We start from the raw sequence: 14,463 nt of genomic DNA on the forward strand, positions 1-14,463 counted from the left end.
AGTACCTTGACTGAATAAAGAAGTGACCTTGCATCTGCGCGAGATGCTGGTACAGATGCGAGATTCTAGCGTTTTGCGCTCCGCCTGCAGCGCTCGCTACAGGGAATTAGAAGAGATAGTCTTACGAAGTCATTCTGCCAAATAGCGCTCCACACGCTGAACAGCTCTGACGCGACGCAGACTCTTCAAAAGTTGCTCGAGATGCTCTGCATCCTTGAGGGCAACAGTAATGCGAATCTCAATGGCCTCCAATCGCCCCTCTTCGAGCATATCGATGCGCAAAATATTGACCTCTGACTGCGCAATTACAGCAGACGCCTCAGCCAATGCGCCTTTGGAGTTGCGCAAATTCAAAAGAATGGCCGCCTCGAAATCACCCACTGGCTCATCCGACCACTCCACAGGCATAGCCGTCGAGGTATCTTTCTTCAAGCGACGCGCAGCAACCGAACACTCTTTGCGATGGACCTCAAGCCCTTTACCACTGATCAACAGGCCCACAATCACATCACCAGGCAGGGGCCTGCAGCACGCAGCGTAGCGCACCGGAGCACCATCCGCGCCCCCGACAGCCAGCACAACGGGCGCACCGCCCGAAGTCATCAACCGCTCTTTGGACAGCACCAGCGCATCTGGCTTGAGCCCCATACCTTGCAGCAACTGCCCAATCTGGGTCACGAGTTCGCTGGCGATCATTCGACCAAGACCAATTTCTTGAAGCATCTGCTCACGTGACTTCCCCTGATGCAACACGGCCAACTGCTGCCACACGGCTTGAGAAAATTCGGAAGTCTCAGGCAAATCAGCATAGCCCGCAACTCGCATAGCTTGGCTCAACAGCTTATGCCCCAAGCCCAAGGTTTCTTGCTGGTCTGCATTCTTGAGTTGGTTGCGAATTCTTGACCGTGCTCGCCCCGTTTTAACAAACTCAAGCCATCCCGGGTGCGGTCGCGCATCATCTGAAGTCAATATCTCGATCGTGTCGCCATTCTTGAGAATAGTACGCAAAGAAACCACACTGCCATTGACTTGTGCTGCAGCGATGTGATCCCCCACGTTGCTATGGATCGCATAAGCGAAATCCACCACCGTTGCGCCAATCGGCAAAGTCACAATCTGGTTTTTAGGCGTAAAGACATAAACAGACTCCGGATGGAGATCCACCTTCACATCACTCAAAAAGTCAGAGGCATCGTTAGAAGAGTGCTCAATTTCAAGCATCGACTCCAACCACCGGCCGTTCAAACTATCTGCCAGCATGCGGTCGAGCCCCTTAGACTGGTAGAGCCAATGGGCCGCGATTCCAGTTTCAGCCACTACGTGCATCATTTCGGTACGTAATTCAACCTCAACTTCAACGGAAGAAGGACCTAAAAGCGATGTGTGCAGGGATTGATAGCCATTGGGCTTAGGACTCGCAATATAGTCTTTGAAATAACCAGGCACCGGTCTGTATGTTTGATGCACGACCCCCAAACCTGTGTAGCAGTCCGTCACACTATCGCACAGCACCTGCACACCAAAAATATCACTGACCTTAGCAAAACTCAGTCCTTTGCTCGTCATTTGCAAATAGACTTTATAAAGTGTTTGCTCGCGCTCCAAAAGGCGTACTTTGAGCTGCCGCTGCGCAAAAGCCTTTTCCAACTCGGCTTGAATGCGATCAGCCATGCCTCGCCTGCGTGACTTGACCTTTTCAACTGCTTTTGAAAGCGTTTGGTAACGCCAAGGATGCAGATGCTGAAATGACAACTCCTGCAGCTCTCGATAGGTCGCATTCAACCCCAAACGGTTGGAGATAGGAGCATAAATCTCAAGCGTTTCGCGCGAGATACGCCCCCACTTATTACGCGGAGCAACCGACAAAGTGCGCATGTTATGCGTTCTGTCGGCCAACTTAATAAGGATGACCCGAACATCCTTGGCCATTGCCAACAGCATTTTTCGAAAAGACTGCGCCTGGTTCTCCTCTCGCGAATGGAACTCCAACTTTTCCAGCTTAGTTAAGCCATCCACCAGCTCCGCCACATCATCGCCAAACAGCCCCTCAATATCTTGTCTGGTGACCCCACAATCCTCCATAGCGTCATGCATGAGCGCCGCCATCAAAGCTGGGGCATCGAGATGCCACTGAGAACACAAAGCAGCAACAGCAATCGGGTGGGTAATATACGGCTCACCACTATTGCGGTATTGGCCACTGTGTGCACGCTCTGCAAAAGCGAACGCCGTGTGCACTCTTTGTTGGTCATGCTCAGGCAAATATTCAATCATGCGCGAGAAGTCCGCATACGCTTGATTGACTAAAAGGCGATGCTCAGGCGTGAGCGCATCCGACTCGCCTTGTACTAAAAATACAGGGGTCTGCTGTGTGGGGTATGGGCTTGTTAAACCTGCCGATTTCATTATGACAATGTATCAAATGCAGCGAATGTGCGCATAACCTGTTGGAAAAAAACAAAACACCCAAAATGGGTGCTTCATTCAACTGGCGAACTCGCCACTGTGTACTGATGTCGCACTCATCTGAGTACTAACACCATCCAATCACATCATTCAGGTCGGAACCTTGCGCAGCATTTCCACGCCCGTTTTGCCCTCGGCAATTTCGCGCAAAGCAGTCACAGCTGCTTTATTGCCTGTCTCAATTTTTGGCGTATGACCTTGATTGATCATGCGCGCACGATAAGTTGCCGCCAATACCAATTGAAACCGGTTGGGAATATTCTGAAGGCTATCTTCAGCAGTAATACGAGCCATGAACTACTTTCTCAATTGCTTGCACCAAGCCTCACTTCAAGCATCGATGCCAAGCGCGTTAAATACATCAGCACGAGCACGTTGTTGTGCCCGATAGCGCAGCCGCTGTGAATGCACCACACTCTTGAGGTCAAACACAGCGCGCTCAAAAACCTCGTTGATTATAACGTAGTCAAACTTCTCTGCCTGCGCCATCTCAACGCAAGCATTGCGCATGCGCAGTTCAATCACATCAGGCTTGTCTTCACCACGCCGCTCAAGACGAGAACGCAACTCTTCTAGGCTAGGGGGCAAAATAAAAATCAAAACGGCATTTGCAAACACCTCTTTGATTTGCATGGCGCCTTGAAAATCAATTTCAAGAACCACATCCGCACCCTGCAGAATACGGTCTTCAACGGCTTTTTGTGCAGTACCGTAGCGGTTACCATGCACATTCGCCCATTCAATAAAAGCGCGATTCCCAACCATGGCATCGAACTCTGCATTCGAGATAAAAAAGTATTCACGCCCATGCTTTTCCTGCCCTCGAGGAGTCCGCGTAGTGTGCGAGACCGTAGGATGCACTCGCGTATCAAGCTCCAGCAACGCTTTAACCAGGCTAGATTTTCCTGCCCCACTGGGAGCTGCAACCACAAAAAGGCTTCCCGGGTAGTCCGCCTGGGTTGCAACATTTTCACTACGCTGGGCAACTTGCGATTGCGTCATATTGCTTTCGTTTTCCATTGAAACTTACGCTTTCTCTCATTACTCGATATTCTGAACTTGCTCACGCATCTGCTCAATAAGCACCTTCATATCCATACTGATACGACTAAGCTCAAGCGAGGCTGATTTACTGCCCAATGTATTGGCTTCGCGATGCAGCTCTTGCATCAGAAAATCAAGGCGCTTGCCGATCACTCCGCCTTTATCAAGCAAACTCTGCACTTCATCCAAATGCGCATTGAGTCGCGCCAACTCCTCAGCCACATCCAACCGAATGGCATACGCCGTAACCTCTGCAATAGCGCGCTGCTCCAGCATGTGCTGATCAATTGCGCCACCCTCAACCGGAACCTGCAGCACCTCATGCCAACGCTCCATGAATTTGGCTTTCTGCTGCTCAACCAAAGCAGGAACCAAAGGCGTCGCCTTACTAATGGCTACACGCAAAGCCCCAATACACTCTTCCAAAACAGCCTTCAGTCGCCCACCTTCAGTCTGGCGTGCTTCTTTGAGTTCAGCAATGCATTGCTGCAATTGCGCTGCCACCGCATCACCCCACTCCAAGGCACTGTCTTCAGATTCAGCCGAACGCCCGCCCCCCTGCAATGCAATGACCTCAGCGACAGATAAAGGCCGAGCTTGAGGCATCCACGCCTGAATCAACTCTTGCTGCCCAAGCAAGTGCTGCAGCGCGCTGACATCCACAGCCGATTGGCTCGCCACTTTGGATGTGCGCAAAAAAGCACGCACCTCTACCTTCCCGCGGCTAAGTTGCTCCGTCAATGCCTGCCGAAAATGAGGTTCCAGCCCTTTAAGAGAGTCTGACAACTTGAATGTCAAATCCAAAAAGCGGCTATTGACGGCTCGGATTTCCAATCCAAGCACGGATTCGATTTCGCCATCAATCAATTCGCCCTGCCCTGAGGCATAGCCTGTCATGCTGTAAACTGCCATACGTAACAAAATCCTTAAAGGCGCCGAGGTAAACACCATTGACCTTGGCCCAAACGTCGCTATTATCGCCCGTCCGGACCGCACCGACCTTCTACAGAGACATTTCCCAATGTCCCAACAACCACCAGCAAACACGCCATCCGCACCAGCCAAAGCAAAGCCAACTCCGCTCCCCCCCAACACCAAGGTTGGTGAGTATCGGCTAATGCACCGCATTTCGTCTGGTGGTTTTGGCGTGGTTTATTTTGCGGTAGGCCCCAACGGTCAACCTGTTGCCATCAAAGAATACTTACCAGGATCACTCGTAACACGAGACCCAGGGGAGCTCATCCCGCAAGTGGCACCAGAGAAAATGTCTCTATACCGGCTTGGACTTAAAAGTTTCTTTGAAGAGGGCCGCTCGCTCGCGCAAATCTCGCATGACTCTGTAGTGAGTGTGTTAAATTTTTTTCGCGAGAATGAAACCGTTTACATGGTCATGAACCACCTGGAGGGCGCCACCTTGCAGGAATTTATTGTGACCGCGCGCAATCCAGATAGTCGAAAAGTGTTTCGTGAATCCACTATTCGATCTTTGTTCGATGAAATTCTTCGCGGCTTACGCATCGTGCATCAGCACAAAATGTTGCATTTGGATATCAAACCAGCCAACATTTTTGTCACCGATGACGACAAGGCCGTACTGATTGATTTTGGAGCTGCACGAGAAGTCCTCTCCAAAGAAGGTAATTTCGTGCGCCCCATGTACACGCCTGGTTTTGCCGCGCCTGAAATGTATAAACGTGACGGCGCTCTTGGCCCATGGACAGACATTTACGCTATTGGGGCTTGCATTTATGCATGTATGCTGGGCGTTCCGCCCAACGACGTTCCCCAACGCAACGAAAAAGATCGTCTATCGCTGTCACTGAGTCGTGTGCGTAATGTGTACTCTGACAACCTGATTCAAGTGGTGGAATGGTGCATGGCCCTTGATCCTTTGGCGCGCCCTCAATCAGTTTTTGCCCTACAAAAAGAGTTGTCCCGCGAGTCCGAGCTGCGCTATTCGAAAATGAGCATGGCTGAGAAAATGCGCATGCAAATCAACTCATTGGTAAGCGGCAATAAAAAAGACTCAAAATAAAATCGCCCATTCGCTATTTGCGCTCTACTTACCCAAAAAGCCATGAAGTTTTCCGTATTCCAAACCAGTCACCAAGGCGGTCGTGCCAGAAATGAAGACCGCATGGGTTACTGCCACACACAAGAATCTGCCCTGTTTGTTCTTGCAGATGGCATGGGAGGGCACCCTGAAGGGGAGACCGCAGCACAAATTGCCTTGCAAACCATGGCCGCTCTCTTTAAAAAGCAGGCACAGCCAACACTAGATGACATCCCCCACTTTCTAGAATCAAGCCTACTGACTGCACATAGGCAAATATTGCGTTACGCCATCGACAAAGGAATGCCGGACTCCCCCCGCACCACGTTGGTTGCGGCTGTCATTCAAGATGGACAAATTCAATGGATTCACTGCGGCGATTCCCGTCTGTATCTGACACGTCAGTCCGCACTATTGACGCGCACACGCGACCACTCTTACTCAGAATTACGCGAATCCATTTTGACAAAAATGGGCGAAATGAACCGCAACGTACTATTTACTTGCCTAGGCTCACCCACACGCCCCATATACGACCTCAGCCCCTGCGAGCCACTGAGCAAAGGCGATCGCATTTTGCTGTGCTCCGATGGCCTATGGGGTCCTCTCAGTGACGATGACATCGTTGCTCGCTTTGCTCGTGGGCCTGTAAACCATGCTGGCCCACAGCTGGTTGGTCACGCATTCCAAACTGCTGGAAAAAACAGCGATAACATCACCATCATTGCTATTGAATGGGAAGAAGAGGCGCGGCGAACTGCTGAAGTGGAAGACGACTTTGCGTATGAAGACGACTTCACATCCACCATTTCTGGCGATTTGCTAGATGACTCTGATATTGAGCGCAGCCTCAATGACATCAACAAGGCTTTGCGAAAAAAAGCACCTTAACGCAAGCGGAAAAACCAATAGAGCAGCACTGCATGTAGCAAGGCGTCACGTATCTTGGAGATTGCAGCCCAACAAAGCCGCATGCCCTCTCATTTATTGCAGACATGAACAATATGACCACACCATTCATCCGCTCCGAGGAGCGCTCCACACAAGCACTGCGACCCGTTGAAATCATTCACAACTACACCATCCATGCAGAAGGCTCGGTGCTGATTGCATTCGGCAATACGCGGGTTTTGTGCACCGCATCTGTTGAGGAGCGCGTGCCGCCTCATAAAAAAGGTTCAGGTGAAGGCTGGGTCACGGCCGAATACGGCATGCTGCCACGCGCAACCCATACACGCGGCGCACGCGAAGCGGCCAAAGGTAAACAAACGGGACGCACACAAGAAATCCAACGATTGATTGGCCGTTCTTTACGCTCCGTATTTGATCTCAAAAAACTTGGCGAACGCACCATCCACCTCGATTGCGACGTACTGCAAGCCGATGGAGGTACCCGTACTGCCGCCATCACAGGGGCTTATGTTGCCGCACACGATGCAGTAACTTGGCTGCTGAACAACCAAAGCATCACTGAAACGCCGATCCGTGAAGCAGTTGCCGCCATTTCAGTTGGTGTTGTACAGGGCCATGCCTTGCTTGATCTGGAATACACCGAAGACTCCGCCTGCGATACTGACATGAATGTGGTAATGACTGCCAGCGGCCATTTTGTAGAAGTTCAAGGCACTGCCGAAGGCGCTCCATTTAGCCGCACACAGATGAATGCACTGCTCGACTTGGCAAGCGATGGCATTGCACAATTGATCGCACTACAAACCCAGGCACTGAAGCACCGTTAAGCAAACTGAGAGCGCAAGCTATCCCCATGAAAATAGTTCTCGCATCCAACAATCAAGGCAAGCTCGCTGAACTCAAAGTGCTGTTTGCACCGCTGGGTTTTGATCTCGTGCCACAAGGCAGCTTATTTCAAGGTGAAGCCGAAGAGCCCTACAACACCTTCGTTGAAAATGCGCTTGCCAAAGCACGTTTTGCCGCAGAAAAAACAGGCTTACCCGCCATCGCCGACGATGCAGGGCTATGTGTTCAGGCTTTTGGAGGGCTTCCAGGTGTACAAACTGCATACTACAGCACGCAGTTTGGTTACCCTAAAAGTGACGCGCACAATGTCCAGGCCCTGCTGGAACAGATGGAGCATTTGGACAATCGCAATGCCTATATGGTAAGCACCTTGGTAGGCGTGCGCGCTCCTCAAGATCCTGAACCGCTTATCGCTGTCGGCAAAGTGCACGTACACATTGCAAAGCAACCGCAAGGCAGTCATGGCTTTGGATTTGACCCCGTATTAATCGTCCCTGAGCTGGGCCAGACTTTTGCGCAACTGCCTGAAGAGACGAAAAACCAATACAGCCATCGCGGCCGCTCTTCTCGCGAAATGGCTCGACTGCTCCAGCAATACTGGTAAATAGCAAACCAATGAGAAGTCGCTTGGTGTAGCCCCAGAGAGTAACGTACAGCAGCAGTAGCTGTACGCTAAATTTGGTTGCTTAAGGCTTTACTTGATGAGTGCCAGCATCTCTTTGAAACGCGCATCTTCCGCACTCTCACACCATTCAAAAGCCACCATCTCCGTAGTCACCAGTTCTGCGCCCGCGCCTGCTAAGCGGTCGAAGGCTGCATCACGGTTACGTTCGGTACGAGAACTGCAGGCATCTGTCACCACCCACACTTCAAACTCTTGCTCCAATAACCCCAAGGCTGTTTGCAGCAAACAAACATGCGCCTCACATCCGGCCAACACAATCTGCTCGCGCTCTGGCGCATTGTTTTGCTTGGCCTTTTGCAAATGCTTGGGCAGGCTACGTGCATTGCCACTCAATGGCTTGGCAGGTGGACGCAGGGCGTCAACCAAATCTGGTTCTGCACAAGCGCCGAAATGCATTTTCGCAAAAGTGTTGCGGCACAGCGCTTTGAGCGCTGCGTCGTTGGGCCCCAATCCTGAAGGATTCTGCTCCGTGCCCCAACATGGCACGTCAAAGAGCTTCGCCAAACGGGCCAAAACCATGGCATTGGCCAACACTTTCTCGCCCTCAAAAATCGCAGGCATGAGCTTGCTTTGGTAATCCACCAACACCAATTGCGCTTGGTCTGCCGTTATCAACATGGAATAGTCCTCTTCGTGCGTACGCGTAATGCAAAAAGAAAGCAGCATAACCAACGATGCTGCCGTCACTTCTCGCCGTTCATTTCAATAGGCCGATCTTATACCCAAGTGAACCCTGCGCCACCATCTTCAGCAGCAACATAAGGCCCATTTTCATCACACGAAGAAGTAAATCAATACGGTATCCAGATGCAGCCTGTCACAGCAGCGAAGGCGCTTGCTCAAGCACGTAATCGCAGGCTTTTTCCTTCAAATTGCTCTGTACCTTATTCAAGTCAAACGTTTCGCCCTCGCCCCCAAACAGCAGGCCTGCCAGACCATTGGCATAGTTGGTGTTGCTGCTCTGCGGTGCCGGATTGTCTTGCAAGCCAGCCACTTTCAACAGACCATCTTTGACGCTATTGACATTGGCTTTTGCCTTGTTCAAATAGTTGTTTTGTACACAGTACTGCAAAACGCCAGCCACATTGCCTGCAGAACCTCCAAACAAACTGGGCAGTTTCAAGGCTGATAAGGCTTCAGCACCTACGCCTCCTGCCCCCAATGCCCCGGCCGCTGCGCCTAAAACACCACCAGCCTGACCTCCTAGCGAACTACCAGTGCCAACAGCAGCAGCGCCACTTCCAGCATCTGCTGGGGTAAAAGCTTGCGCCGCTGCCTTGGTGGCACTTGTTGCGCTTTGTATGCTCTGTGATGTAGAAGAGCCGGTTGCCGCAGGTACTGCAATTTGCCCCGATTTATCCGACGTTTTTTGTTCAATCAATGCACCAAGCGGATCCTCCTGTGCGATAGCAGATCCCGCCAACACTCCAAGTGCCGCAGCTACTGCAATGGGAGAGGCGATTGAACGAAACAGTGTGAAGCGCATACTTTGATTCTCCTAATAGTGGCTCTGTCGCCTTGCACTGCAGCAGGTTGCTCACAAGCACACCACCGCACAAGTAACAATGAAAGGGAGAGTTTATACGTTACGCAGCACACCAAAGAACAACGATACAGCGCAAAAATACACAGATCCCCGCAATGTCCGACCACGATACGAACACGATGCATACCTTGCCAAGAAAGCAGCAACCTTAGTTAACAGATCATGTTTTGCTTGGCCATCGATTTACAGATCCGCGGCACCACAGTGCTGTGCTTGCGCGGTAAGACACGAAGGTCTTTGCAAACTGATTGGCTTTGTTGCCAGCGAGCGCTTTTCCTTTACCATTGGGTGCTTTTATTCTTTCGCCTTGGTCATTGCCCCTGCAACATGCAAGGGCACAAAGTCATTAGCCTTATCGGTCCCCTTCTCACCCGTGCGCCTCAACTCCATCAAACTCGCTGGCTTTAAATCATTTGCTGAGCCAACCAACTTCATGCTGCCAGGACAAATGGTTGGTGTGGTCGGCCCCAATGGCTGCGGTAAATCGAACATCATGGATGCCGTGCGCTGGGTCTTGGGTGAATCCAAGGCCAGCGAATTGCGTGGTGAATCCATGCAAGATGTGATCTTTAGCGGCACCAATAACCGCAAACCCGCTAGCCGATCTAGTGTGGAATTGGTTTTCGACAATGCCAGCCATCGCGCTGGCGGGCAATGGAACCAGTATGGGGAAATTGCCGTCAAGCGCATCTTGACACGTGAAGGCGCCAGCAGCTACTACATCAACAACCAACAGGTGCGCCGCAAAGATGTGCAGGATGTCTTTCTGGGCACAGGTTTGGGGCCGCGCGCTTACGCCATTATTGGGCAAGGCACCATCAGCCGCATCATTGAGTCCAAGCCTGAGGAGTTGCGTCTCTTTCTGGAAGAAGCTGCAGGTGTCTCCAAATACAAAGAGCGCCGCAAAGAAACCGAATCACGCCTGAAAGACACCCGCGAGAACCTCACGCGTATTGACGATATCCTACGTGAACTCACCAATAACCTCAGCAAGCTCGAAGCACAGGCCGAAGTCGCCTCAAAATACACCCAGCTCCAATCGCAAGTAAGCCTCTCACAGCAACAGCTGTGGCTGCTACGGCAAGACAAAGCAGAAAAAGAGTTGGCTCATGCGCAAGCCGCAGGCCAACAAGCCATGGAGGATCTGCAAAAGCATTCTGGCGATATGGAGACGGCCAATGCACAAATGGAAGATATTCGCGAGCAACACTATGCAGCAGGGGAAAAAGTCAATGCCGCCCAAGGAGCCCTGTATGAAGCGTCCGCAGAAGTAGGCAAACTGGAGGCTGAAATTCGCTTCGTGCTTGAGGGTAAGCAGCGCGCTGAACAACGTTTGCAAGCGTTGACACAACAAATTGCCCAATGGGAAGGCAGTAGCAGCCAATCCAATGAAGGTTTAGCTGCACTGGACAATGACGACGCCAGCGCTCTCGAACGCACAGAAATCCTCGCGGCGCAACTGCAAGAGCAACAACAGCAAATACCGCAATTCGAACAAGCTTGGCGACAAGCCCGCGAAGAAGCTGAACAAGTGCGCCAACAAGCGCAGCACATTCAGCAGCAATTGCAAGTATTGGCAGCAGAGCAGCGTGGCGTTGGTGAGCGTAAACAGCAAGCGCAAGCGCGCATGGATCGCATTGAACAAGAGCGCAAAGGCCTACAACAGGTCGATGAAGCCCAGCTTGCCCAGCAACAGCAAGCCCTTGCAAGCGCCAGAGAAGAAGCCGAGATAGCGCATGCCGCTCTGGCTGAATTGGAAGACAGCATCCCTCTACTGGATGACAAGCGCCGCCAAGCCCAAGATGCCGTACAAACCTCTGCAGGCAAGCTTGCCAGTTTGGAAGCACGCCTACAGGCCTTGCGTGCACTGCAAGAAAAAGTCCAGGCTGATGGCAAATTGGCCCCTTGGTTGAATGCGCAAGGGCTGGCTGATTTTGACCAACTGTGGAAACGCCTGCATGTAGATAACGGCTGGGAACAAGCCGTTGAAGCCGCACTACGCGAACGCATGGCTGCCCTGCCCGTTTCCCGGCTCGACAGCATTCGTGGCTTTGCCCAAGCAGATCGCCGCCCCCCAACCAAACTCGTCTTTTATGCTGAAGGCGATAGCCGTGCTCAAGCCAATGCGCCACATGGCAGCAACCCTGCATTAAGTCTGCCTGCGCTGGCAAAAAAAATCCGATCAGACGATCCACGCTTGTCCACCGTCATTGCAGACTGGTTGCATGGTTGCTACTGCGCCGGGCACTTGGATGATGCACTGGCAGCACGCCAGCAGCTTTTAGCAGGCGAACAGATTTTTCTGGCCCAAGGCCATTGCATTACCCAACACAGTTTGGGCTTTTATGCAGAAGACAGCGAACAAGCAGGCCTGCTGGCCCGCGCACAAGAAATTGAAAGCCTGCACACAGAAAGCGCAGCACAATCAGACATCGTCGAACAAGCCCGCCGAACATTGGCACATGCTGAAGCGACCTACCAAAGTGCAGCCACTGCACTGCAACAACAGCGCAATGCGGCCGACCTCACCCAAAAGCAGGCGCACAGCCTGCAAATGGAGGTCATGCGCCTCACGCAAGAAGCTGAGAAAATCCGCGCTGCCAATAGTCGGCTGGACGATGACTGGAATGAATTGCAGCAGTCACTCGAAGAGCTAGAAGAGCGCAATATGGAAGCAGAAGCGCGCTTTGAAGAGTTGGATATGCAATTGGGAGAAAGCCAATCCCAACAAGTAGAACAAGAAGACGCCGCAGAACAAGCCGAGCGCCAATTGAACGACGCACGTGAGCAGCTGCGGCAATTGGAGCGGCAGCTGCAAGAGTCTCAATTTGGCCAGCAAAGCATCCAGAGCCGCAGGCAAGAGTTGCAACGCAACCTCACCACGGCGGGACAGCAATTGCAGGCATTGACCACCGAGTTAGAAAATGCCCAACTGGAATTGGAACGTTTCACAGAAGTCACCGCCATTGATGGACTAGAAGAAGCCCAAGCCATCAAAATCGAACGGGAAGACGCGCTGCACCAAGCGCGCCAGCACTACGACGAAATGGGCCGCCAGTTACGTGCTGCCGATGAAGCGCGCATGCAGCGCGAGCGTGGGCAAGAACCGCTGCGGCAGCGCATTACTGAATTGCGCCTCAAAGAACAGGCCGCTCAATTAACTTGGCAGCAGTTTGAAGAACTACTCACCGACGCAGATGCCGACAAAGCAGCCATTGCGAAAAGTATTGAAGAGGGAAAAGTCAAGCTGGAAGGGCTGCAAAGTGAGATTGACCGCATGCAGCGACAAATGGAAGCACTGGGTCCTGTCAACCTCGCTGCCTTGCAGGAGCTTGGTGAAGCGTCTGAGCGAAAAATCTACCTTGATGCACAAGCCACTGATCTGCAAGAGGCCATGGCGACTTTAGAAGAGGCGATCCGCACCATTGATGCGGAAACGCGCGAATTGCTACAAAACACCTTTGATACCGTCAACAGCCATTTCGGTGAAATGTTCCCAGAACTGTTTGGTGGCGGCCAAGCCAAACTCGTCATGACTGGCGATGAGATTCTCGACTCCGGCGTACAGGTGATTGCACAGCCTCCTGGTAAACGCAACCAAACCATTCATTTGCTATCAGGTGGGGAAAAAGCCCTCACCGCGATTGCTCTGGTGTTTGCGATTTTTCTGCTCAATCCAGCGCCATTTTGCTTGCTGGACGAAGTCGATGCGCCACTGGATGACGCCAACACCGAACGCTATGCCAAATTGGTCAAGCGGATGAGCGCCTATACGCAGTTTCTCTACATCAGCCACAACAAAATCGCCATGGAAATGGCAGAACAATTGATCGGGGTGACCATGCAGGAACGGGGTGTCTCACGCATTGTGGCAGTGGACATGGAAGCGGCACTGCACATGGCAGATCAAGTCTAGGTTAGGACACAAAGCAAGGCCAATCACCGCGCCTTGCTTTGTTTGCATAATCAGCCCTCACTTGGCTGATAGTCCCTAATGCGCTTATTGCGCATCTCGAATGACATCTGCACCTGCAGGCGGGGTGAAGTGAAAGCGTGATGCATCCAGTGCTTTATTGGCTTCAAAGTTCTGAAATTCCAACTGCGACAACTGTGCAAAATTGTCTTCAATGTGCAGCGCCTGCAATACCCCATTCTTAAATCCCATGCGCACACTGCGTAGCTGCCCATCAGTGGCTTTGGGTGTGGCACTAACCCATTCCAGCCCATCGGCTGGCGGTGCGGCCTGAAGCACAAAGTCTTTTTCCAGAACTGCCCGTGAAGTAGCCGAAGAGATGATTGCTGCGGGAGTGCTGTTCAGTGCATGCTGTTGGTCACGTGAGGTCGCCTGGTTCAAGTCTTCGTCATACACCCACAAGGTTTTGCCATCACCCACTATCTCTTGCGGGAAAGGCTTGCTGTAATCAAAACGGAATTTTCCTGGGCGCTCAAAAGAAAATGTGCCACTGGACTTGGTCACCCGACCTGGCTCACCATTTTTTTCCGGAGCGGTCACCGTTTGCGTAAAGTTTGCTTGACCGGACTTCACGTTCAACAAAAACTGATCCAGCGCCTGTAGACCATCAGCCATGCTCCAAGTTGAAACCAAGGAAAGTGCCAATGTCAATGCGAGTCTTTTCATTTGTACCTCTGTTTGAAATGCTGTGCCCATTGTGCCCCACCACATTACGCGAAATAATTTGTGGCTCCTTAGAACGTGTTCGCTCTCTACACAGTCGCGCAAGACTCAAAAAAAGCAGTGCAAGGCGTCTGTTGCCGTGCATCGCATCCTTTTGCGACTCCAACGCGGTCTGCATGGAGAGCCGGAATACATTCTTACCCAACGCTAGGAACCACGTGGCGTTGACAAGTTCACCGCTTTACGCCCCTATAACCAATGCAATGCCTTTACTG

At 51.9% G+C, this 14,463-nt stretch carries 12 protein-coding genes; 5 read left to right on the forward strand and 7 right to left on the reverse strand.

Annotated features, from left to right (window positions below; translation table 11 throughout):
* Positions 1–129: 129 nt before the first annotated feature.
* The 4 genes from E9531_RS04965 to E9531_RS04980 all read right to left on the reverse strand — a co-directional run bounded on the left by E9531_RS04965 (position 130) and on the right by E9531_RS04980 (position 4,422).
* A complete protein-coding gene (locus E9531_RS04965) occupies positions 130–2,406 on the reverse strand; it encodes a RelA/SpoT family protein (protein WP_136572643.1) in 2,277 nt (758 codons plus the stop codon).
* A gap of 150 nt (positions 2,407–2,556) precedes the next feature.
* Positions 2,557–2,760, reverse strand: a complete 204-nt coding sequence (gene rpoZ, locus E9531_RS04970) for a DNA-directed RNA polymerase subunit omega (protein ID WP_136572644.1) — start codon at positions 2,758–2,760, stop codon at positions 2,557–2,559.
* Between the two features lie 36 nt (positions 2,761–2,796).
* Positions 2,797–3,468, reverse strand: coding sequence for a guanylate kinase (gene gmk / locus E9531_RS04975; RefSeq protein WP_136572738.1), 672 nt, complete (start codon positions 3,466–3,468; stop codon positions 2,797–2,799).
* A 39-nt stretch (positions 3,469–3,507) separates the two neighbouring features.
* On the reverse strand, positions 3,508–4,422 hold the full coding sequence (locus E9531_RS04980; protein WP_136572645.1) for a YicC/YloC family endoribonuclease: 915 nt from the start codon (positions 4,420–4,422) through the stop codon (positions 3,508–3,510).
* Between the two features lie 109 nt (positions 4,423–4,531).
* On the opposite strand from E9531_RS04980, the gene E9531_RS04985 reads away from it, so the two are divergent.
* The 4 genes from E9531_RS04985 to rdgB all read left to right on the forward strand — a co-directional run bounded on the left by E9531_RS04985 (position 4,532) and on the right by rdgB (position 7,925).
* Positions 4,532–5,545, forward strand: a complete 1,014-nt coding sequence (locus E9531_RS04985; protein WP_136572646.1) for a serine/threonine protein kinase — start codon at positions 4,532–4,534, stop codon at positions 5,543–5,545.
* 42 nt (positions 5,546–5,587) lie between these two features.
* The gene (locus tag E9531_RS04990) at positions 5,588–6,454 is read left to right on the forward strand and encodes a PP2C family protein-serine/threonine phosphatase (RefSeq protein WP_136572647.1); all 867 of its coding nucleotides are present in this window, start codon (positions 5,588–5,590) and stop codon (positions 6,452–6,454) included.
* Between the two features lie 104 nt (positions 6,455–6,558).
* On the forward strand, positions 6,559–7,302 hold the full coding sequence (gene rph, locus E9531_RS04995) for a ribonuclease PH (protein ID WP_136572648.1): 744 nt from the start codon (positions 6,559–6,561) through the stop codon (positions 7,300–7,302).
* Positions 7,303–7,328: 26 nt separating this feature from the next.
* A complete protein-coding gene (gene rdgB, locus E9531_RS05000; protein WP_136572649.1) occupies positions 7,329–7,925 on the forward strand; it encodes an RdgB/HAM1 family non-canonical purine NTP pyrophosphatase in 597 nt (198 codons plus the stop codon).
* 90 nt (positions 7,926–8,015) lie between these two features.
* Here the strand turns inward: rdgB and E9531_RS05005 are convergent, their stop codons facing one another.
* Together E9531_RS05005 and E9531_RS05010 are read right to left on the reverse strand one after the other, a co-directional pair.
* Positions 8,016–8,624, reverse strand: coding sequence for an isochorismatase family protein (locus E9531_RS05005; protein ID WP_136572650.1), 609 nt, complete (start codon positions 8,622–8,624; stop codon positions 8,016–8,018).
* 199 nt (positions 8,625–8,823) lie between these two features.
* Entirely contained in the window at positions 8,824–9,492 is a 669-nt protein-coding gene (locus E9531_RS05010) for a DUF2501 domain-containing protein (RefSeq protein WP_136572651.1), read from the reverse strand.
* Positions 9,493–9,925: 433 nt separating this feature from the next.
* Here E9531_RS05010 and smc point away from each other — a divergent pair, with 433 nt between their 5' ends.
* Positions 9,926–13,468, forward strand: a complete 3,543-nt coding sequence (gene smc / locus E9531_RS05015) for a chromosome segregation protein SMC (protein WP_136572652.1) — start codon at positions 9,926–9,928, stop codon at positions 13,466–13,468.
* Positions 13,469–13,552: 84 nt separating this feature from the next.
* Here the strand turns inward: smc and lolA are convergent, their stop codons facing one another.
* Positions 13,553–14,191, reverse strand: coding sequence for an outer membrane lipoprotein periplasmic chaperone LolA (gene lolA / locus E9531_RS05020; RefSeq protein WP_136572653.1), 639 nt, complete (start codon positions 14,189–14,191; stop codon positions 13,553–13,555).
* Positions 14,192–14,463 lie beyond the last annotated feature (272 nt).

This window comes from Lampropedia puyangensis, assembly GCF_004833285.1.
Classification (GTDB): domain Bacteria; phylum Pseudomonadota; class Gammaproteobacteria; order Burkholderiales; family Burkholderiaceae_C; genus Lampropedia; species Lampropedia puyangensis.